This is a genomic window from Ralstonia sp. OTU4908 (genome assembly GCF_038440115.1).
GTDB classification, from domain to species: Bacteria; Pseudomonadota; Gammaproteobacteria; order Burkholderiales; family Burkholderiaceae; genus Ralstonia; species Ralstonia pickettii.
On sequence record NZ_JASATD010000013.1, the window covers coordinates 51,179 to 69,714 of the forward strand.

19 protein-coding genes and 1 tRNA gene are annotated in these 18,536 nt (G+C 61.7%); 17 read left to right on the forward strand and 3 right to left on the reverse strand.

Annotated features, from left to right (window positions below; genetic code table 11):
• Window positions 1-11: 11 nt before the first annotated feature.
• Both AAHM38_RS13515 and AAHM38_RS13520 read right to left on the reverse strand, forming a co-directional pair.
• Window positions 12-452, reverse strand: a complete 441-nt coding sequence (locus tag AAHM38_RS13515) for a DUF3619 family protein (protein ID WP_009241076.1) — start codon at window positions 450-452, stop codon at window positions 12-14.
• Window positions 449-1,015 carry an RNA polymerase sigma factor gene (locus tag AAHM38_RS13520; protein ID WP_004630839.1) on the reverse strand — a complete coding sequence of 189 codons (567 nt, stop codon included), beginning with the start codon at window positions 1,013-1,015 and terminating at the stop codon, window positions 449-451. Before AAHM38_RS13520 ends, AAHM38_RS13515 begins: the two co-directional genes overlap by 4 nt.
• Before the next feature lie 359 nt (window positions 1,016-1,374).
• On the opposite strand from AAHM38_RS13520, the gene AAHM38_RS13525 reads away from it, so the two are divergent.
• The 6 genes from AAHM38_RS13525 to AAHM38_RS13550 all read left to right on the forward strand — a co-directional run bounded on the left by AAHM38_RS13525 (window position 1,375) and on the right by AAHM38_RS13550 (window position 8,252).
• The gene (locus AAHM38_RS13525; protein WP_027681021.1) at window positions 1,375-3,132 is read left to right on the forward strand and encodes an acetolactate synthase 3 catalytic subunit; all 1,758 of its coding nucleotides are present in this window, start codon (window positions 1,375-1,377) and stop codon (window positions 3,130-3,132) included.
• Window positions 3,132-3,623 carry an acetolactate synthase small subunit gene (ilvN, locus tag AAHM38_RS13530; protein ID WP_004630835.1) on the forward strand — a complete coding sequence of 164 codons (492 nt, stop codon included), beginning with the start codon at window positions 3,132-3,134 and terminating at the stop codon, window positions 3,621-3,623. The genes AAHM38_RS13525 and ilvN overlap by 1 nt, the downstream gene beginning before the upstream one ends.
• A gap of 75 nt (window positions 3,624-3,698) precedes the next feature.
• A complete protein-coding gene (gene ilvC / locus AAHM38_RS13535) occupies window positions 3,699-4,715 on the forward strand; it encodes a ketol-acid reductoisomerase (RefSeq protein ID WP_012762314.1) in 1,017 nt (338 codons plus the stop codon).
• 146 nt (window positions 4,716-4,861) lie between these two features.
• The gene (locus AAHM38_RS13540) at window positions 4,862-5,509 is read left to right on the forward strand and encodes a phosphatidylserine decarboxylase (protein WP_009241073.1); all 648 of its coding nucleotides are present in this window, start codon (window positions 4,862-4,864) and stop codon (window positions 5,507-5,509) included.
• A 13-nt stretch (window positions 5,510-5,522) separates the two neighbouring features.
• On the forward strand, window positions 5,523-6,395 hold the full coding sequence (gene pssA / locus AAHM38_RS13545) for a CDP-diacylglycerol--serine O-phosphatidyltransferase (protein WP_116576529.1): 873 nt from the start codon (window positions 5,523-5,525) through the stop codon (window positions 6,393-6,395).
• 315 nt (window positions 6,396-6,710) lie between these two features.
• Window positions 6,711-8,252, forward strand: coding sequence for a 2-isopropylmalate synthase (locus AAHM38_RS13550; RefSeq protein ID WP_116576528.1), 1,542 nt, complete (start codon window positions 6,711-6,713; stop codon window positions 8,250-8,252).
• Window positions 8,253-8,496: 244 nt separating this feature from the next.
• Here the strand turns inward: AAHM38_RS13550 and AAHM38_RS13555 are convergent, their stop codons facing one another.
• Window positions 8,497-9,102 carry a membrane protein gene (locus tag AAHM38_RS13555; protein ID WP_009241070.1) on the reverse strand — a complete coding sequence of 202 codons (606 nt, stop codon included), beginning with the start codon at window positions 9,100-9,102 and terminating at the stop codon, window positions 8,497-8,499.
• A gap of 22 nt (window positions 9,103-9,124) precedes the next feature.
• Between AAHM38_RS13555 and AAHM38_RS13560 the strand changes: the two genes are divergently transcribed.
• The 11 genes from AAHM38_RS13560 (at window position 9,125) to AAHM38_RS13610 (ending at window position 18,534) form a co-directional block, all read left to right on the forward strand.
• Complete coding sequence (locus AAHM38_RS13560; RefSeq protein WP_116576527.1) at window positions 9,125-10,384, forward strand: branched-chain amino acid ABC transporter substrate-binding protein; 1,260 nt, start codon at window positions 9,125-9,127, stop codon at window positions 10,382-10,384.
• A gap of 159 nt (window positions 10,385-10,543) precedes the next feature.
• A complete protein-coding gene (gene rpsO, locus AAHM38_RS13565; RefSeq protein ID WP_012436069.1) occupies window positions 10,544-10,813 on the forward strand; it encodes a 30S ribosomal protein S15 in 270 nt (89 codons plus the stop codon).
• A 318-nt stretch (window positions 10,814-11,131) separates the two neighbouring features.
• On the forward strand, window positions 11,132-13,306 hold the full coding sequence (gene pnp, locus AAHM38_RS13570) for a polyribonucleotide nucleotidyltransferase (protein WP_116576526.1): 2,175 nt from the start codon (window positions 11,132-11,134) through the stop codon (window positions 13,304-13,306).
• A gap of 99 nt (window positions 13,307-13,405) precedes the next feature.
• On the forward strand, window positions 13,406-14,359 hold the full coding sequence (locus tag AAHM38_RS13575) for an HAD family hydrolase (RefSeq protein ID WP_009241067.1): 954 nt from the start codon (window positions 13,406-13,408) through the stop codon (window positions 14,357-14,359).
• 39 nt (window positions 14,360-14,398) lie between these two features.
• Window positions 14,399-15,403 (forward strand): NAD(P)H-quinone oxidoreductase, encoded by a 1,005-nt coding sequence (locus tag AAHM38_RS13580; protein ID WP_116576525.1) that lies wholly within the window; start codon window positions 14,399-14,401, stop codon window positions 15,401-15,403.
• A gap of 79 nt (window positions 15,404-15,482) precedes the next feature.
• The gene (gene tpiA / locus AAHM38_RS13585) at window positions 15,483-16,229 is read left to right on the forward strand and encodes a triose-phosphate isomerase (protein ID WP_116576524.1); all 747 of its coding nucleotides are present in this window, start codon (window positions 15,483-15,485) and stop codon (window positions 16,227-16,229) included.
• Window positions 16,230-16,291: 62 nt separating this feature from the next.
• Window positions 16,292-16,654, forward strand: coding sequence for a preprotein translocase subunit SecG (gene secG, locus AAHM38_RS13590; RefSeq protein WP_009241064.1), 363 nt, complete (start codon window positions 16,292-16,294; stop codon window positions 16,652-16,654).
• Between the two features lie 179 nt (window positions 16,655-16,833).
• A tRNA-Leu gene (locus tag AAHM38_RS13595) sits at window positions 16,834-16,918 on the forward strand.
• Between the two features lie 163 nt (window positions 16,919-17,081).
• Entirely contained in the window at window positions 17,082-17,441 is a 360-nt protein-coding gene (locus tag AAHM38_RS13600; RefSeq protein ID WP_004630810.1) for an NADH-quinone oxidoreductase subunit A, read from the forward strand.
• 6 nt (window positions 17,442-17,447) lie between these two features.
• Complete coding sequence (locus AAHM38_RS13605; RefSeq protein ID WP_004630808.1) at window positions 17,448-17,930, forward strand: NuoB/complex I 20 kDa subunit family protein; 483 nt, start codon at window positions 17,448-17,450, stop codon at window positions 17,928-17,930.
• 1 nt (window position 17,931) lies between these two features.
• Complete coding sequence (locus AAHM38_RS13610; RefSeq protein ID WP_012762306.1) at window positions 17,932-18,534, forward strand: NADH-quinone oxidoreductase subunit C; 603 nt, start codon at window positions 17,932-17,934, stop codon at window positions 18,532-18,534.
• Window positions 18,535-18,536 lie beyond the last annotated feature (2 nt).

Genomic DNA, 18,536 nt, shown 5'->3' on the forward strand with positions numbered 1-18,536 from the left:
CGATCAGCCTTTCACTGATCGTGTTTGAGGTACTGATGGAAGCCTTGATCGGCGTAAGCAGCCAGCGGGAGATCGTCGAGCAGCATTGCGGCATCGACCTCCGCGAGTTCGTCCACGCGTTGCTGCTGTTGCCACTGATAGATGCCTGCAAGCCCCGCCACCAGCGCGATGGTCGGCCACAGCAGGCCAAGGCGGCGCAGGACTGCTGCGGCACGTTGCAGCGGCGACGGTGCTTCGCCTTCCATCTCGAAGGATACCGAACCGCCTCCCGGCATCGCCAAGGCAGGCGAGTGCACCGTGCTCGGCGCTTCCGCTTTTTTTTGCGCAAGCGCCATCCGGCGCGCCGCTGCGAGGCGGTCGCGCACGTCGGGCGGCAACTGTCCTGCCGACTCATTTAGAGCGGTTCGGACGGCATGCGCAAAACGGCGTTCTCGAAGTTCTACCTTGTTCATAGTCGGATCCCTCGCGCCCGCAGCGCTTGGGCCAGGGCGTGTGTTGCCCGCGAGCAGTGCGTCTTTACACTGCCCTCGGAACAGCCCATCGCCTGGGCCGTCTCTGCAACATCCATGTCCTCCCAGTAACGCATCAGGAACGCCTCCCGTTGACGTGTGGGGAGCTTCTCGATTTCGCGTTCCAGAATCTCGAGCATCTGCGAACGCTCGACCTTGTCGGCGCTACTTTCTGCCGCTGTGGTGCCGGCTTCGCTTTCGATCAGTTCAAGCGGATCGGTGTCGTCGCCTTCGGCGTCCGAGCGGAAGCTGGAGAACAGGCTGACCCATGTGTTGCGCACCTTGGTGCGGCGAAACCAGTCGTGAATCGTGTTCTGCAGAATGCGCTGAAACAGCAGGGGCAGTTCGGCCCCGGGCTTGTCGCCGTATTTCTCGGCCAGCTTGATCATGGCGTCCTGCACGATATCGAGCGCGGCATCGTCGTCGCGCACCGCGAAGACCGCCTGCTTGAAGGCGCGTTTCTCGACGCTTAGGAGAAAGGCCGACAGTTCCTGTTCAGAGGCCATACAACGGCGGGTGCGAATCCTGTGAGGCGGCCGCGCGAAAATTCACATTCACAAGATGTGATGGTCACGCCGCGTGGCGTCAACGGCGTTGGCCGTGAAAAATGTTGCGATGCTAGCAAAAATGCGGCGCCACGGACAGTCCGTCTGTCTAGCGGGCCCGTTGACTTGGGGATTCGCACCGGCGCTGGACCGCCATGCGGCATTGCAGTATCATCCGCGGTTCACAATATCTGTGGTTTGTCTCATCTGGACGCCCATCAGGCGGACCATCCATGCAGACGCGCACCGCTCAAATCCGCGCCACAAGCCCGGTAGAGAGCATCCAAACAATTTTTTGCCGAAAATTGCAAAGGACTGACATGAATATGCCAAGCGCGGAATTTTCCCACGCCAATAGCGGTTCATCTGCCGACATGATGGGGGCTGACATCCTCGTCAATGCGCTCGCGGCAGAGGGCGTCGAGTTCGTCTGGGGTTACCCCGGCGGCGCGGTGCTCTATATCTACGACGCGTTCTACAAGCAAAACAAGATCGAACACATCCTGGTGCGCCATGAACAGGCGGCAGTCCATGCGGCTGACGGCTATGCGCGCGCCACGGGCAAGGTCGGTGTCGCCCTGGTGACGTCCGGCCCGGGCGTGACCAATGCCGTGACGGGCATCGCCACCGCTTACCTGGATTCGATCCCGATGGTGATCATCACCGGCAACGTGCCGACGCACGCCATCGGCCAGGACGCCTTCCAGGAGTGCGACACCGTCGGCATTACCCGCCCGATCGTCAAGCACAACTTCCTGGTCAAGGACGTACGCAACCTCGCCTCAACCATCAAGAAGGCGTTCTACATCGCCGCAACGGGCCGTCCGGGTCCGGTGGTGGTGGATATCCCCAAGGATGTCTCGCGCGAGCTCTGCAAGTACGAGTATCCGAAGACCATCGAGATGCGCTCGTACAGCCCGGTCAACAAGGGGCATTCGGGGCAGATTCGGAAGGCAGTGAGCCTGCTGCTGCAGGCTGAGCGTCCGTATATCTATTCGGGCGGCGGCGTGGTGCTCGCCGAGGCCAGCGAAGAGCTGCGCCAGTTGGCTGCGCTGACCGGTTACCCCGTGACGAACACGCTGATGGGCCTGGGTGCATTCCCGGGCACCAGCAAGCAGTTCGTGGGCATGCTTGGCATGCACGGCACGTACGAAGCCAACATGGCGATGCAGAACTGCGACGTTCTCATTGCCATTGGCGCGCGATTCGATGATCGCGTGATCGGCAGCCCGGCGCACTTCACCTCGCAGCCGCGCAAGATCATCCACATCGACATCGATCCGTCCTCCATTTCGAAGCGGGTGAAGGTCGACATCCCTATCGTCGGCAACGTCAAGGACGTGCTGCAGGAGATGATTGCCCAGATCCAGTCTGGCGAAGCCAAGCCGAACAAGACGGCGCTGGCCAAGTGGTGGGAGCAGATCGAACAGTGGCGCAGTGTCGACTGCCTGAAGTACGACCGCACCTCCGAGATCATCAAGCCGCAGTACGTGGTCGAGAAGATCTGGGAACTGACCAACGGCGACGCTTTCATCTGCTCCGACGTCGGTCAGCATCAAATGTGGGCCGCGCAATTCTACAAGTTCAACGAGCCGCGCCGCTGGATCAACTCCGGCGGTCTGGGCACGATGGGTGTCGGCCTGCCGTACGCGATGGGTATCAAGAAGGCGTTCCCGGACAAGGAAGTCGTCACCATTACGGGTGAGGGCTCGATCCAGATGTGTATCCAGGAACTGTCGACCTGCCTGCAGTACGACACGCCGGTGAAGATCTGCTCGCTCAACAACGGTTACCTCGGCATGGTCCGCCAGTGGCAGGAAATCGAGTACGACAACCGCTACTCGCATTCCTACATGCAGGCGCTGCCCGACTTCGTGAAGCTGGCCGAATCGTATGGTCACGTCGGCATGCGCATCGAGAAGACGTCTGACGTCGAGCCAGCCCTGCGCGAAGCCTTCCGACTCAAGGATCGCACCGTGTTCCTCGACTTCCAGACCGACCCGACTGAGAACGTCTGGCCGATGGTCCAGGCTGGCAAGGGCATCTCTGAAATGCTGCTCGGCGCGGAGGATCTGTAATGCGCCACATTATTTCTGTCCTGCTGGAAAACGAGCCGGGCGCGCTGTCGCGCGTGGTGGGCCTGTTCTCGGCGCGTGGCTACAACATCGAGACGCTGACGGTCGCCCCGACTGAAGATGCCTCGCTGTCGCGCATGACGATCGTCACGACCGGTTCGGACGACATCATCGAGCAGATCACCAAGCACCTGAACCGCCTGGTGGAGGTCGTCAAGGTCGTCGACCTGACCGAAGGTGCGCACATTGAGCGCGAGCTGATGCTCGTGAAGGTGCGTGCGGTCGGCAAGGAGCGTGAGGAAATGAAGCGTACCGCGGACATCTTCCGTGGCCGCATCATCGACGTGACCGAGAAGACCTACACGATCGAGCTGACCGGTAACGGCAGCAAGCTTGACGCGTTTCTCGATGCCATCGATCGCACTGCCATTCTTGAGACCGTTCGCACAGGCGGCTCGGGCATCGGCCGCGGCGAGCGCATTCTGAAGGTTTGAGCCGGCGCGTGCACCAACGTGTAGCTGCAGCCGGACCCCATCGATATTGAAGTATTTGAAAATTAGGACATCACCATGAAAGTGTTTTACGACAAGGACGCCGACCTCTCCCTGATCAAGGGCAAGAACGTCACCATCGTTGGCTATGGCTCGCAAGGCCACGCCCACGCCCTGAACCTGAACGACTCGGGCGTGAAGGTGACGGTCGGCCTGCGCAAGAATGGCGCGTCGTGGAACAAGGCCGTTAACGCTGGCCTGCAGGTCAAGGAAGTGGCTGAGGCGGTGAAGGAAGCCGACGTTGTCATGATCCTGCTGCCGGACGAGCAGATCGCCGATGTGTACAAGAACGAAGTGCACAACAACATCAAGCAAGGCGCCGCACTGGCGTTCGCCCACGGCTTCAACGTGCACTACGGTGCCGTGATCCCGCGCGCGGACCTGGACGTCATCATGATCGCCCCGAAGGCGCCGGGCCACACCGTGCGCGGCACGTACACGCAAGGTGGCGGCGTGCCGCACCTGATCGCCGTGCACCAGGACAAGTCGGGCGCTGCACGTGATATCGCTCTGTCGTACGCCACTGCCAACGGCGGTGGCCGCGCCGGTATCATCGAGACCAACTTCCGCGAAGAAACCGAAACCGACCTGTTCGGCGAGCAAGCTGTGCTGTGCGGCGGCACGGTCGAACTGATTAAGGCTGGTTTCGAGACGCTGGTGGAAGCCGGTTACGCGCCGGAAATGGCGTACTTCGAGTGCCTGCACGAGCTGAAGCTGATCGTCGACCTGATCTATGAAGGCGGCATCGCCAACATGAACTACTCGATCTCGAACAACGCCGAATACGGTGAGTACGTCACCGGCCCGCGCGTCGTGACGGATGAGACCAAGAAGGCCATGAAGCAATGCCTGAAGGACATCCAGACCGGCGAATACGCCAAGAGCTTCTTGCTGGAGTACAAGGCCGGCCAGCCGACGCTGATCTCGCGCCGCCGCCTGACCGAAGAGCACCAGATCGAGCAGGTCGGTGCCAAGCTGCGTGCGATGATGCCGTGGATCGCCAAGAACAAGCTGGTCGACCAGTCGAAGAACTGATCGTTCGCATCTTGTGCGAGAAAGCCAGCCTTCGGGCTGGCTTTTTTTGTGCTGATTCGAGGGCGCCAAACGTTGTTTCAAGTGCTGGCGCAGCCCCGTGTCGGCTAGAATGCCGCATTTCCTTCAAGACGCTGTCGAGGTCTGATTTGAACAACACGTATCCGCATCCCATCATCGCCCGCGAGGGTTGGCCGTACCTGGGCGGGATTTTCATCGTCACGCTCATCGTGCAGGCTGCCGCCGGTTTCGGCTGGGCCTGGCCTTTCTGGGTGCTGACGCTGTTTGTGCTGCAGTTTTTCCGCGATCCGGCGCGCGCCGTGCCAACGCAGGCCAATGCGATTCTTTCGCCGGCCGACGGTCGCATCGTCGCAGTCGAGCAGGTACGTGACCCGTATGCGGATCGCGACGCGCTGAAGATCAGCGTGTTCATGAACGTGTTCAACGTGCACTCGAACCGCGCGCCGGTCGACGGCACGGTGCAGCAGGTGCAGTACTTCCCGGGCAAGTTCGTCAATGCCGACCTCGACAAGGCGTCGCTCGAGAACGAGCGCAATGCCATCGTTTTGCGCCGCGCTGATGGCCAGCTCGTCACTTCGGTGCAGGTGGCCGGATTGATCGCGCGGCGCATCCTTTGCTATACGAAGGCAGGCGAAGCGCTCACGCGTGGTCAGCGCTATGGCTTCATCCGTTTTGGCTCGCGTGTTGACGTGTACCTGCCGCTGACGGCGCGCCCGCGCGTGACCATCGGCGAAAAGGTATCCGCCACGCTTACGGTGCTTGCTGAGCTGGACTGATCCGGAGGCCGCCATGCCCGCGTTCAACCGACGCAAGAAGCGTTTTACCGCCGGCAACGTGACGCACCTGCGTCCGTTGCGGCACAACCAGCCGAGGCCGGATGACGACGATCTTGAGATCGTGCGTCCGCGTCGCCGCGGCATCTATCTGCTGCCCAACGCGTTTACGACGGCTGCGCTGTTCGCCGGCTTCTTCGCCATCGTGCAGGCGATGAACCTGAATTTCGAGACCGCCGCCATCGCCATCTTCGCCGCGATGGTCCTCGATGGCATGGACGGCCGCGTCGCTCGTATCACCAACACGCAAAGCGCGTTCGGCGAGCAATACGACTCGCTGTCGGACATGGTGTCGTTTGGCGTGGCGCCCGCGTTGGTCATGTACGAATGGATCCTGCGCGATCTCGGCAAGTGGGGCTGGCTCGCGGCGTTCGTGTATTGCGCTGGCGCTGCACTGCGTCTGGCGCGATTCAACACGAACATCGGGTCGGTCGACAAACGCTTCTTCCAGGGCATGCCGAGTCCGGCAGCCGCGGCGCTCATCGCGGGTTTCGTCTGGCTCGCGATCGACAACAAACTGCCGGTCAAAGAACTATGGATGCCGTGGGTGGCCTTCGGGCTGACGCTGTATGCAGGGCTGTCGATGGTGTCGAACGCGCCGTTTTACAGCGGCAAGGCGCTCGACGTTCGTCACCGTGTGCCGTTCGGCGTGATGGTGCTGGTGCTGGTGTTGTTTGTGGTCATATCGAGCGATCCGCCGGTCGCGTTGTTCGGTCTGTTTGTTGGTTACGCGGTATCGGGCTACCTGCTGTGGGGCTGGCGTGCGCTGCATGGGCAACAAGGTAGCCCGCGCTTGCCGAAGCAGGCGCAAGATGATGCGCATGAGTGACGGATGCGCTGCACCAATGTGCGCTTGCGCCGATTTTTGAATTCGTCTATAGTCGAATGCATGTTTTCGCGCCCGATTTCCATTCTGATTACGCTAGTCTCGATTGATGGCCTACTAGGTCGTCAGGTCGGGACACGCGCATAGGAAATCGCAAAACTAGGCAAGCAGAAACCGCCAAGTTTTCGCGAACCAGGATTCACAGCGCCCCGGCCTGCAACTATGCACGCCGGGGCGTTTTGTATTCTGCGCCGCAAGAAACCATTCGAGACACCACTAAGACTGACGCCAAAAACGTCAACCCACCAAGGAGCCGCCATGAGCGACAAACTCATCATTTTCGATACCACCTTGCGCGACGGCGAGCAGTCCCCCGGGGCGTCGATGACCAAGGACGAGAAGATCCGCATCGCCAAGCAGCTTGAGAGGCTCAAGGTGGACGTGATCGAGGCTGGCTTTGCGGCAAGCTCAAACGGTGACTTTGAAGCGATCCGTGCGATTGCGCTGTCGGTCAAGGATTCGCGCATTTGCTCGCTCGCCCGCGCGAACGACCGTGATATTTCCCGCGCTGCCGAGGCGCTCAAGCCGGCGGGGCAGTTCCGCATCCACACGTTCATCGCCACATCGGCGCTGCACATGGAGAAGAAGCTGCGCATGTCGCCGGATCAGGTGTACGAGCAGGCGCGCCTGGCGGTGCGTTTTGCCCGCCAGTTCACCGACGACATCGAATTCTCGCCGGAAGATGGCAGCCGCTCCGACATGGACTTCCTCTGCCGCGTGCTGGAAGGCGTGATCGCCGAAGGCGCCACCACCATCAATCTGCCGGATACGGTGGGCTACGCGGTGCCGGAGGGCTATGCCGCGCTGATCCGTTCGGTGCGTGAGCGCATCCCCAATTCCGACAAGGCGGTCTGGTCAGTGCATTGCCATAACGACCTCGGCATGGCGGTCGCCAACTCCCTGGCCGCTGTCAAACTGGGCGGCGCACGCCAGATTGAATGCACGATCAACGGCCTGGGCGAGCGCGCCGGCAACACCAGCCTCGAAGAGGTGGTGATGGCCGTGAAGACGCGTCGCGACTACTTCAATCTCGACGTGGGTGTCGATACCACGCAGATCGTGCCGGCTTCCAAGCTGGTCTCGCAGATCACCGGGTTCGTCGTGCAGCCAAACAAGGCCGTCGTGGGCGCCAACGCTTTCGCGCACGCTTCGGGCATCCACCAGGATGGCGTGCTCAAGGCGCGCGACACGTACGAAATCATGCGAGCCGAAGACGTGGGCTGGACGGCCAATAAGATCGTCCTGGGCAAGCTCTCGGGCCGCAACGCGTTCAAGCAGCGCCTGCAGGAACTGGGCATTGAACTGGATTCGGAAGCCGAGCTGAACGCTGCCTTCACCCGCTTCAAGGAGCTGGCCGATCAGAAGGCCGAGATCTTTGACGAGGACATCGTTGCCATCGTCTCGAACGAGGCCCAGCACAGCGAGGGCGAGCACTTCCGTTTCGTGTCGCTGGCCCAGCGTTCGGAGACTGGCGAACGTCCGCACGCGCGCATCGTCTTCGTTGCGGACGGCAAGGAAGTGACGGGCGAAGCGGAGGGCAATGGCCCGGTCGACGCCACGCTGAACGCGATTGAGAGCAAGGTCGCCAGCGGGGCAGAGCAGCTGCTGTATTCGGTCAACGCGATCACGACGGGCACGCAGGCGCAGGGCGAAGTGACGGTGCGGCTGTCGAAGTCGGGCCGCATCGTCAACGGTGTGGGTACTGATCCGGACATCGTTGCGGCTTCGGCCAAGGCTTACCTTGCTGCGCTCAACAAGCTGCAGGACAAGAGCAGCGAAAAACTCAACCCGCAGATCTGATCGCGGGTTTCATCAACACAGGCAGGAGTCAGCCCAGACCCCAACACGATCACCACTGAGCGCGCACCCGGCTATCCACCGGAACGCGAAGCGGGTGCGGCGGCACCGGACACGTCAGGAGCGTGCACCATGCCGGCCGTCTTTGAGAGCGATGTCTGTGCGATCCACGACATCGCCGACCCGAAGGTCCACGCCAGGCGATCGGCCTCGCGTGGATGTTGCCGTTCTGGCGTTTGACGCTGGCTCAGCGGCTGGAATCGTGGTCGTGGTCGTACATGGGGTCGGGGCTGACCTGCGTGAGCCGTACGACGCCATCGCGGTCGAAATAGAAGTGCATCAGCGAGGGCCACACGCCTTCATGCTTGAAGCGGTAGGACCACACCTGCCGATCCATCAGTCGGAAATACGCGGTCTCCTCTGGCTTGCCGAATGTCTGCAGCACGTCATTCTGCGTCGCGGTCCCGACGCGGATCTGCGCAAAGTCCATCGTGGTCAGAATCTGCCGGAACGAGACGAGCTTGCCGCTTGCGTCGAAATCAGCGGCATAGGTGAATTGCCCATAAGGCTGCGTCGGATAGAGCCAGCGCGTGCCGCCACCGGCGCGGGGATACCGTTCCGGTGGTGTGCCAAACCGTGCCTCCACTGCAGAAGCGGGTTGGCCGACCAGTGCTTCGCCCGTTTGTACGGGCGCCAATACGGTACACGCGCTTGTTGACGCCAGCGCCACGGCGAGCAGCGCCGCGCACTGCCGTGTCGATCGAATGTTCACAGTGGTTCCTCCAATGCCCTTAGTGTAGGAGGGCGTGTGATTTGCGCCGGCTTGTGTCGACACGCGGCGGCGCTTTACCATCCGCGCTTCACGGAGATTTGCCATGGTGTTTCGTTGGTTTGTGGCCGCGCTGGCGGCCGTTGGGTTGTGTGGGACAGCAGGTGCCCAGCCCGAAGCCGCGCCGATCCGGCTGGCGCTGATTGAAGGTCTTTCAGGCCCGTTTGCCAACGCGGGCGAGGCAGCCGAGCGCAATCTGCGCATGGCGATCGAAGGTGTGAATGCGCGCGGTGGTGTGAAGTTGCCCGATGGCATGCATCCGCTTGCCCTTGTGCGCTTTGATAGCAAGAACAGTGTCGACGAGTCGTTGCTGCAGTTGCAGGCCGCGACGGATGCGGGCATCCGCTTTGTGCTGCAGGGCAACAGTTCGGCGGCTGCGGCGGCGTTGTCGACGTCGATCTCGCGCTACAACGAACGTCATCCGGACGCGCGCGTGCTCTTTCTGAACTACGCCGCCGTCGATCCTGCGCTGACCAACGAAGCATGCAGCTTCTGGCATTTCCGCTTTGACGCATCGGCCGACATGCGCATGCATGCGCTCACGGAAGTGATTCGCGCGGACAAGGCCGTCAAAAGGGTCTACCTGATCGGGCAGGACTACACATTCGGCCGCCAGGTGGCGCAACTGGCGCGGCAGCAGTTGAGCGAGAAGCGGCCGGACGTCGCAGTCGTTGGTGAGGTGTTGCACCCCATCGGCAAGGTGAAGGATTTTGCGCCGTACGTGGCGCGCATTGCCGCGTCCGGTGCGGATACGGTCATCACCGGCAACTGGGGTAATGATTTGACGCTGCTCGTCAAGGCGGCACGGGATGCCGGACTGAAGGCGCGGTTCTTCACGTTCTATGGCAACTCGCTGGGGGCGCCAGGTGCGATGGGCGACGCAGGCGTTGGCCGTGTGGTGGCGGTCGCGGAATGGCATCCGAATTTGGGCGGCGCCAAGTCCGACGCGTTCTACAAGGCCTTCCGCGCCCGCTATCCCGCCCCCGCCGACGACTACCCGCTGCTGCGTGACCAGATGATGGTGGAGATGCTGGCGGCGGCCATCACCACAGCGGGAACCACGGAAGCTGCCGCCGTCGCACGTGCGCTGGAGGGCGCTTCTTTGGACAACGGCTTCCACCGCATCACGCTGCGGCCCGAGGATCATCAAGCCATCCAGCCCCTTGTCGTCACGCAGATGGAGCGGACGGGCACGCCCGGTGTGCCTTTCGATATCGAGGGCTCCGGCTACGGGTTTCGTACGTTGAAAGTGATCTCGGAAGCTCAAACAGCCCTGCCAACGACGTGCAAGATGGCGCGCCATTGAGGGCAACGACGCGGGGCTGTCGCTGGGGTGGGGTTCTAGGCTATAATCTCGCTCTTGCTGTCCAGGTCAGTTGTAGATGGAACGGCAAGATCATTGTTCAACACGGCACCAACGGCGGCTATCCAGGCGCTGCGGTGTCCGCAAGTCAAAGGAATCAAAATGTCCGTCGCTGACATCAAAAAGCAAGACATCGTCAAAGATAACGGCCGCAGCGCCAACGATACGGGTAGCCCGGAAGTGCAAGTTGCACTGCTGACCGCTCGCATCAACGAACTGCAGCCGCACTTCAAGGCGCACATGAAGGATCACCACAGCCGTCGCGGCCTGCTCCGCATGGTGAGCCGTCGTCGCCGTCTGCTGGACTACCTCAAGAGCAAGGACGCTGACCGTTACACCGCCCTGGTTGCGAAGCTGGGTCTGCGTAAGTAATGGCGGGTATCACGCACTGCGCGTGATGAAAAGTGCCTGCGTCAGCGTGCTGATGCAGGCATTTTGTTTTTGGCGGCTGCGTTTGTGGCCGCGCCGGGCAACCGGTGAGTGATGGCAGTCGGCCAGTTCAAGATGAGGCGGCTGCCAAGGACCGGGGGCGGCAGGAAGCAGGGCCTTGTGTCATTCCAGCGCGGCGTTGATGCCAGCGCTGCGCTGGAATGGCATAAAACACACCTCTGCAACCGCACCGTCTTACGGAACGTGTTTGTCGCGGTGAAGCGCAATGAAGCGCGCCGCGAATACCGAACAGGAGATGCTATGACCATGTTCAATAAGGTCGTCAAAGAATTCCAATGGGGCGGCCATAAGGTCCGCATGGAGACGGGTGAGATCGCCCGTCAGGCGAGCGGCGCTGTGCTGCTCGATATGGACGACACCGTCGTGCTCGCCACCGTGGTGGGCGCCAAGAACCCGAAGCCGGGTCAGGACTTCTTCCCGCTGACTGTCGATTACCTCGAGAAGACCTACGCCGCCGGCAAGATCCCGGGTGGCTTCTTCAAGCGCGAAGGCCGTCCGTCGGAAAACGAAACGCTGACCTCGCGCCTGATCGATCGCCCGCTGCGTCCGCTGTTCCCGGAAGGCTTCTACAACGAAGTCCAGGTCGTGATCCACGTGCTGTCGATGAACCCGGAAGTGCCGGCCGACATCCCGGCGCTGGTGGCCGCTTCGGCTGCGCTGGCCGTGTCGGGTCTGCCGTTCAACGGTCCGGTGGGCGCTGCCCGCGTGGGTTACAAGGATGGCCAGTACCTGCTGAACCCGAATCGTGCCCAACTCGCGCATTCGGATCTGGACCTGGTTGTGGCCGGTACCGAGCGTGCTGTGCTGATGGTCGAATCGGAAGCGCAGCAGCTGTCGGAAGAAGTCATGCTGGGCGCCGTGGTGTACGGCCATGAGCAGATGCAGATCGCCATCAACGCGATCCACGAGCTGGTGCGCGACGGCGGTAAGCCCGAGTGGGATTGGCAAGCGGCTCCGAAGAACGAAGCGCTGGTTGCCAAGGTGTCCGAACTGGGCCTGGCCGATCTGCAAGCCGCTTACCAACTGCGCCAGAAGTCGGCCCGCAGCCAGAAGCTGAAGGAAGTCTACAAGTCGGTTGCCGCCAAGCTGGCCGAAGCCGGTGTGGAAGCCGACGGCGTGGAAGTCGACAACATCCTGTTCGAACTCGAATCGAAGATCGTGCGCGGTCAGATCCTGAACGGCGAACCGCGTATCGACGGTCGCGACACCCGCACGGTGCGCCCGATCGAGATCCGTTCGTCGGTGCTGCCGCGTGCGCACGGCTCGGCCCTGTTCACGCGTGGTGAAACGCAAGCGCTGGTGGTGGCCACGCTCGGCACCAAGAGCGACGAGCAGATCATCGACGCGCTGCAAGGCGAGTACCGTGATCGCTTCATGCTCCACTACAACATGCCGCCATTCGCCACGGGCGAAACCGGTCGCGTGGGCAGCCCGAAGCGCCGCGAAGTCGGCCACGGCCGTCTGGCCAAGCGCGCTCTGATTCCGGTGCTGCCGAAGGACGACGAATTCGCTTACACGATCCGTCTGGTGTCGGAAATCACCGAGTCGAACGGCTCGTCGTCGATGGCTTCGGTGTGTGGCGGTTCGCTGGCACTGATGGATGCTGGCGTGCCCCTCAAGGCGCACGTGGCCGGCGTGGCCATGGGCCTGATCCTGGAAGACAACAAGTTCGCCGTGCTGACCGACATTCTGGGTGACGAAGATCACCTAGGCGACATGGACTTCAAGGTCGCGGGTACCGACGCTGGTATCACCGCACTGCAGATGGACATCAAGGTGCAGGGCATCACCAAGGAAATCATGCAGGTGGCGCTGGCGCAAGCCAAGGAAGGCCGTCTGCACATCTTGGGCAAGATGCAGGCTGCCATGGGCGGCGCACGTACCGAGCTGTCGGAACACGCTCCGCGCATGATCACGGTCAAGATCAATCCGGAGAAGATCCGCGACGTGATCGGCAAGGGCGGTTCGACCATCCAGGCGCTGACCAAAGAAACCGGCTGCACGATCGACATCCAGGAAGACGGCACCATCACCATTGCGTCGACGTCGTCGGAAGGCATGGCAGAAGCCAAGCGTCGCATCGAAGGCATCACGGCCGAAGCCGAAGTGGGCAAGATCTATAGCGGCACGGTTCTCAAGCTGCTGGACTTTGGCGCGATCGTGAACATCCTGCCGGGCAAGGACGGTCTGCTGCACATCTCGGAGATCGCCAACGAGCGCGTGAACCAGGTTTCCGACTATGTGAAGGAAGGTCAGGCTGTGCGCGTGAAGCTGCTGAGCACTGACGAGAAGGGCCGTATGCGTCTGTCGATCAAGGCCGCCAAGGCCGAAGAAGGCGACGTGCCGGCCGCTGCACCGCAAGCACCGGGTGCTGGCGACGCTTCCTCGCAACAACAGCAGCAACAACAGCAATAAGCGAGCGGTTTTCGCCAAGAAAAACGGCTGGACGATGTCCAGCCTTTTTTTGTTTACACTGCGTCGCGAGTTCTTCCCGTTGCGCCTTTGCGCCCCATCATGAGCCGCCTGTTCGAACAAAACCGCATCGCCATCGTCTGGGACTTCGACAAGACGCTGATCCCGCGCTACATGCAAGTGCCGCTGTTCGACCGCTTCAACATCTCCGAGCAAGCCTTCTGGGATGAAGTGGCAGCGGGGTCGCGCGAAATCGAATCGCGTGGCCAGAAGGTCAACCACGAAACGTTTTATCTCAATGTGCTGCTGCGCCATGTGCGCGACGGCCGCATGGGCGGTCTCGACAACGCTACGCTGCGCGAGCTGGGCGCCGAACTTGAATTCTTTCCCGGCGTAACGGATTTTTTCGAGCGCAGCAAGGCGTGGGTGCGCGACAACGGGGCTTACCAAGCGTTCGACATCAAGCTTGAGCACTACATTGTCAGCACGGGCCTGACGGAGATGATCAAGGGCTCGCCCATTGCCCCATACATCGATGGCGTGTGGGGCTGCGAATTCCTGGAGGCGCCCGACATGAACGCGGATGGCCGGCCGGTCGTCTCGGAAATCATCTATGCGATTGACAACACGACCAAGACGCGGGCGCTATTTGAGATCAACAAGGGCGTCAACAAGCACCCCGAAGCCGTGAGTGTCAACTCCTCGATTGCCGAAGACGAGCGCCGCGTGCCGTTCGCAAACATGATCTACGTGGCCGATGGGCCGAGCGACATTCCGGCGTTTTCGGTCGCCCGCAAGGGCGGCGGCCGCACCTATGCTGTCTACAACCCTGAGAGCCCGCGTTCGTTCGAGCAGGCCGACAACTTGCGTGCCGATGATCGCGTCGACATGCTCGGCCCGGCGGACTATCGCGCGGGCTCCCCGACAGAGATGTGGCTCAAATTGCATATCGGCAAGATCGCCGACGGCATCGTCCACGGCAAACAGGAAATCATGCGCGAGACCACGCGTGGCATTCCGCAGCATTTTGTCGAGCCCAAGCGTAGCGTCTCGTAACTCGAGCGTCGCGTCGTAAACCTCATTGATCCGATTCCCATGAAAGCGATCGAAATCACGCAATACGGTGGCCCCGAAGTCTTGCAGCTTGGCGAGCGGCCGATGCCGGAAACCAAGGCTGGTGAGGTGTTGATCCGTGTGCGCGCTGCCGGCGTGAACCGGCCGGATGTGTTTCAGCGGACAGGCAATTATCCGGTGCCGCCCGGTGCGTCCGACATTCCCGGACTGGAAGTCGCTGGCGAGATCGTCAGTGGTGATCTGGAGCATGCTGACAATCGCTACGGCTTGAAGGTGGGCGATCGCGTTTGCGCGCTGGTGCAGGGTGGGGGCTACGCGGAATTCTGCACGGCACCGCTGGGCCAGGTGCTGCCCGTGCCGGGCGGTTTGTCCGATGTGGAAGCCGCTGCGTTGCCCGAGAACTATTTCACCGTGTGGTCGAACGTATTCGACCGCGGCTTGCTGGGGCGGGGCGCACACGGTGCCGATGAAACGCTGCTCGTGCAAGGTGGCTCCAGCGGCATCGGAACGACGGCCATTCAGATCGCGTCCGCATTGGGTCACCGTGTTTTCGCGACGGCAGGTAGCGCCGACAAGTGCGACGCGTGCGTCAAACTCGGTGCTGCGCGCGCCATCAATTACAAGACCGAAGATTTCGTCGAGATCGTCAAGGCTGAGACGGGCCGCGGCGCCGACGTGGTGCTCGACATGGTCGGCGGCAGTTATGTCGCGCGTGAGATCGCCTGCACCGCCGACGATGGCCGCATCGTCCTGATCGCGTTGCTGGGCGGCGCCAAGGCCGAGGTGCCGCTGGGCGACATCCTGCGTCGGCGCATTACCTTGACGGGCTCGACGCTGCGCCCGCGTCCGGTTGCATTCAAGGCGGCCATCGCGGCCAATCTGTATGAAACGGTCTGGCCGTTGCTTGCGTCTGCGCGCATCAAGCCGGTCGTCCATGAGGTCATGCCGGCCGCACAGGCCGCGCAGGCGCATGCTTTGATGGAATCGAGCGCGCATATCGGCAAGATCATGTTGGTTTGGGATTGACGCCAGGACGCCAAAATTGACCCCGTTTTTGCCGCCGCGGTAGAATGCCGGGTTTATTTGACAGTCAACCGGGCAAAACGTGAACGCAAGACCGAAGCTGGTGGTGGGCAACTGGAAGCTGCATGGCAGTCTGAGCACGAACGCCGCGCTGCTTGAGCAGATCAAGGCCGCAGGCAAAACCGCCGCCACGCTGGCGGTCTGTGCGCCGTTTCCGTACCTGGCGCAGTGCCAGTCGCTGCTCGCCGGTTCTGCGGTGGCATGGGGCGCACAGGATGTTTCGGCTGAAGCGCGCGGTGCCTTTACGGGCGAAGTGGCGGCGTCGATGCTGTCGGAATTCGGTTGCGGCTACGTGATCGTTGGGCACTCCGAGCGTCGGTCGTACCACGGCGAAACCGACGCGCAAGTGGCGGCCAAGGCCCTCCGCGCGCTCGAACACGGCATCACCCCGATCGTCTGTGTGGGCGAAACGCTTGCGCAGCGCGAAGCCGGTGAGACCGAGCAGGTGGTGGGCCGGCAACTGGATGCGGTGCTGGAGGCGCTGTCGGTGGAGCAACTGGGTCGTATTGTTGTGGCTTACGAGCCGGTCTGGGCCATCGGCACAGGCAAGACCGCATCCAGCGAGCAGGCGCAGGCTGTGCATGCGTTCCTTCGAGCGCGCGTCGCCGCCCGTGACGCTGGTGTGGCGCAGCGCCTGGCAATTCTGTATGGCGGAAGCGTCAAGCCCGACAATGCCGGCGAACTGTTTGCAATGGCGGACATCGATGGTGGCCTGATCGGCGGCGCGTCCCTGAAGGCCGAAGATTTCCTGACGATCGGTCGCGCATAAACGACGGATCGAGTCGCAATGTCACAGATGTGCGACTGCAACATATTATTGAGAGAAACGAAATGGCAATTCTGAAGACGCTGCTGCTGGTGGCACAAATCCTGAGCGCGCTCGGTGTGATCGGCCTGGTGCTGCTACAGCACGGCAAGGGCGCCGACGTTGGGGCGGCCTTTGGCTCCGGTGCGTCGGGTAGCCTGTTCGGCGCAACCGGCTCGGCCAACTTCTTGTCGCGCACGACGGCTGTGCTGGCTACCGTGTTTTTCATTGCCACGTTGGCGCTGACGCTGATCGGCACCAGCAAGGGCAGTGTGTCTGCGGGTGTGATGGGTTCGGTCGCACCTGTTACGTCCACGGCATCGGCACCGGCGGCCTCGGCTCCGGCTGCTGGTCCGGCCGCAGCTTCCTCGCCGGCTGTGCCCAAGTAATTTGATGTAACGATCGCGGCGTACTGTTTGGGTTTTCAGCGCGCCGCGAAGCATAAGATTTTTCTTTGTGCATTGAACAAAAGCTTCGCTTTGCGGTAGAATGCAAGGCTTGAAACAATACGGAAAACGGGCGGGGGCGCTAAGTCTCAACCGGGTTCCTGATAGAGTTTCTTCCCCCAGCCGACGTGGTGAAATTGGTAGACACGCTATCTTGAGGGGGTAGTGGCGAAAGCTGTGCGAGTTCGAGTCTCGCCGTCGGCACCAATCAAATTCGGGGTCTGTTCCACGGGATGTTCCGCGCAGGCCCCTCCGCAAGACGACGCGCAGTCGAGGCGTCGTAAGGCTGCGGACCCGGCGCCTTCGATGGGGCGACAAGGCGCCGCCTGCGGGCAGTGCTGTTGCAACCATTCAAAAAGGCGGGCGTCCCTTGAACCTCGAAGCCTATTTCCCCGTACTGTTGTTCATTGTCGTCGGTGTTGGCCTTGGCCTTGCGCTGATGACCATCGGCCGAGTCCTCGGTCCGAACAATCCCGATCCTGACAAGCTCTCGCCGTACGAGTGCGGCTTCGAAGCATTCGAAGACGCGCGTATGAAGTTCGACGTGCGCTATTACCTCATCGCCATCCTGTTCATCCTGTTCGATCTGGAGACCGCGTTCCTCTTCCCGTGGGGCGTGGCGCTGCGTGAGATCGGCTGGCCGGGGTTCTTCGCGATGGGCGTGTTTCTTCTCGAGTTTCTCGTGGGCTTCGTCTACATCTGGAAAAAAGGCGCGCTCGATTGGGAGTGATGTGAAATGGCGATCGAAGGCGTACTCAACGAAGGCTTTGTCACGACAACCGCTGACAAGCTGATCAATTGGACCCGTACCGGGTCCCTGTGGCCGATGACGTTCGGTCTGGCGTGCTGTGCTGTGGAAATGATGCATGCCGGCGCGTCGCGTTATGACCTGGACCGTTTCGGCGTGGTGTTTCGTCCGTCGCCGCGTCAGTCTGACGTGATGATCGTGGCCGGCACACTGTGCAACAAGATGGCGCCTGCATTGCGCAAGGTGTACGACCAGATGGCCGAGCCTCGCTGGGTCATCTCCATGGGCTCGTGCGCGAATGGCGGCGGTTACTATCACTACTCGTATTCTGTCGTGCGGGGCTGCGATCGCATCGTGCCGGTCGATGTGTACGTGCCGGGCTGTCCGCCCACGGCTGAAGCGCTGATCTACGGCATCATCCAGCTGCAGGCCAAGATCCGTCGCACCAACACCATCGCGCGCAAGGCCTGACATGACCGAGAAGCTTGCCACCCTGAAGGCCGCGCTGGAAAAGGCGCTGGGCGATCGCGTTCAAAGCCTGACCGAGTCGATTGGTGAACTCACTCTCGTAGTGAAGGCTGCCGATTACTACGACGTCATGCGCACGCTGCGCGACGACGCCTCGCTCAAATTTGAGCAGCTGATCGACCTGTGTGGCGTCGATTATGCCGATTACGGTGACGGTGCCTGGAACGGCCCGCGTTTTGCTGGTGTGTCGCACCTGCTGTCGATCACGCACAACTGGCGCGTTCGCGTTCGCGTGTTCGCGCCGGACGATGACCTGCCGGTGGTGGCGTCCGTGACGACGATCTGGAATTCCGCTGACTGGTACGAGCGTGAGGCATTTGACCTCTATGGCCTGGTGTTCGAAGGCCACCCGGACCTGCGTCGCATCCTGACCGACTACGGCTTCATCGGCCATCCGTTCCGCAAGGATTTCCCCGTGTCGGGTTACGTTGAAATGCGCTACGACCCGGTGCAGCGTCGCGTGGTCTATCAGCCGGTGACCATCGAGCCGCGCGAGATTACGCCGCGTGTGATCCGTGAAGATCAATACGGTGGTCTGAAGCACTGAAG